Raw genomic sequence first — 2,131 nt, forward strand, 5'->3', positions numbered from 1 at the left:
TCCCATATTCTTTTTTGCTCTTACGAACTCTTATGCTACCGTTACCATGAAATGCAGTTTTACATCCTGGCCTTGCAGGGCCGTATAAGCACCCGCACCTCTGGCCCGGTGGACGCACAGCGTCTTCCACGCCTGCGGCGTCTCCTACGCAAGCTTTCTGCTATCGGCTGCCGGGTGCTTGATCGAATATGTACACGTTTATACCTTACACAAATTACCCGGCGTTCAGACAATGGTTACCGTGCAATGCAGTTTCGCATCCTGACCCGGCAGGGTAGTGTAAACGCCTGTGCTCCGGCACGGTGGACGCACAGCGTCTTCCGCGCCTACGGCGTTTCCTGCGCAAGCTTTCTGCTATCAGCTGCCGGGTGCTTGATCGAATATGTACACGTTTATACCTTACACAAATTGCCCAGCGTTCAGCCAATGGTTACCGTGCAATGCAGCTTCGCATCCTGACCCGGCAGGGTGGTGTAAACCTGTGCTCTGGCACGGTGGACGCACAGCGTCTTCCGCGCCTGCGGCGTCTCCTACGCAAACTTTCTGCTATCGGCTGCCGGGTGCTTGATCGAATATGTACACGTTTATATCTTACACAAATTACCCGGCGTTCAGACAATGGTTACCGTGCAATGCAGTTTCGCATTCTGGCCCGGCAGGGTGGTGTAAACGCCTGTGCTCTGGCACGGTGGACGCACAGCGCCTTTCGGCCTGCAATCTTTTGCTTCCTTTTGGAAATTCCCATACATTTTATCTTTCGCTTACATCCCAAGTACACAAAGTCTCAAAGCCGCAAAACCCCCGCTCCGGTTTCCCGGAGCGGGGATTCTGCTTTTTGCGAAAGAGGCTCCCTTCGCTCAATTTACTAAGATGTCCGCCAAGGATGGCTGGGCCATGCTCCTGTGGGTACACAGCGCCTTTCGAACCTTCGGCGTTTCCTGCAAAAGCGTGCTTCCGTCAACGGTTGCCCAATTAAATGGCTTGTGTCTTTTGCTCGCTCTCCAGCATTTAACCAACGGTTACCGTGCAATGCAGTTCTGCATTCTGGCCCGGAAGTGTGGTGTAAACGCCTGTGCTCTGGCCCGGTGTGCCAACTGCATAAACTCTGTAGTAGTAGTCATTGCCAATCTGGGACACAAACTGCGTCTTCAGAACGCTTCCGTTGCCCACTGTAAAGCTCGGCACCAGTCCGTTTCCATTGACCACGGTCATCTTGAAGGTGTACACGCTTCCTCTGTTCAGCGTGATGGCATTTGCCGCATCACTGCGCACACTTGTCGCTGCACTCTGGCTTGCGGAAACCACACCCGCTGCTCCATATGTGTTGCTTACATTTCTCGATGTGGAGCCGCTCTTCTTCGTTGCCGTCGTCTTTGCCTCCAGGTTCTGGATGCTTGCTTCCAGTGCTTCTACTGCACTCTTGACCTCTTCTTCGGTCGCTGCTTCATTGTTCAACACAACCTTTGCGTTGCTCAATGCCTTCTGCATCGCTGCCACGCTCTTTGCTGTGTACTTGCTGGTGTTCACTGCCTCTGCTTTTCCAATCAGGTCTTTCAGAGCGTCCTTGTTCGGAATCATACGCAGTGCTGTAATCGCATTGAGCAGTGTTTCAGCCTTCTCGTCCACTGCCTCCTGGGTTGCATTGTCATTTTCCAGTAGATCTTCTGCTTCTCCCAGCACGGTTACAAATACACTCCATTCATCATCCTGGATGTACTTCGAAGCATTCTCTACAATTTTCTTGCCTTCTGTTACCAAAGCTTCCAGATCCGTCATGTCTGCACGGAAGACCAGTTTGTCAAGCGCTTCATACAGCGCTTCTGCCGCTGCCTGGATGTCTGCTTCCAGTACTTCCTCGTCGTCCATCAGGTCCTCTGCCGCCTTGTAGGCGTCGTCCAGTGCCTGTACGCTCTCCGGCGTGAAGTTCTCTCGATTGATGCTCTCTGCAATCTCCATCGGGATTTCCAGCTGGCTCTTGTCGCCCGCTGTAAAGCTCAGATACTGCAATGCCTCGATCAGCTCAAACATCGCGTTGTTGATCTCGTCCTGGCTTGCGGTCTTCTTTTCTTCGATCGCTTTCGCTGCCTGCAACGCATTCTTGTACTTCTTCTGTACCGACGGGACTGCCGCC

At 52.9% G+C, this 2,131-nt stretch carries 3 protein-coding genes; 1 reads left to right on the forward strand and 2 read right to left on the reverse strand.

The window, feature by feature from the left end; all coding sequences use genetic code 11:
- The coding region (locus B9Y59_RS16065) for a hypothetical protein (protein ID WP_207651499.1) at window positions 1-459 on the forward strand (459 nt) is incomplete at its 5' end.
- Window positions 460-611: 152 nt separating this feature from the next.
- Here the strand turns inward: B9Y59_RS16065 and B9Y59_RS15790 are convergent.
- Complete coding sequence (locus B9Y59_RS15790; RefSeq protein ID WP_158088999.1) at window positions 612-749, reverse strand: hypothetical protein; 138 nt, start codon at window positions 747-749, stop codon at window positions 612-614.
- 259 nt (window positions 750-1,008) lie between these two features.
- A partial coding sequence (locus B9Y59_RS10170) for an FIVAR domain-containing protein (RefSeq protein ID WP_198945610.1) occupies window positions 1,009-2,131 on the reverse strand: 1,123 nt, incomplete at its 5' end.

The sequence above is a fragment of the Anaeromassilibacillus sp. Marseille-P3371 genome, assembly GCF_900169665.1.
In the GTDB taxonomy this organism is placed as follows: Bacteria; Bacillota; Clostridia; order Oscillospirales; family Acutalibacteraceae; genus Anaeromassilibacillus.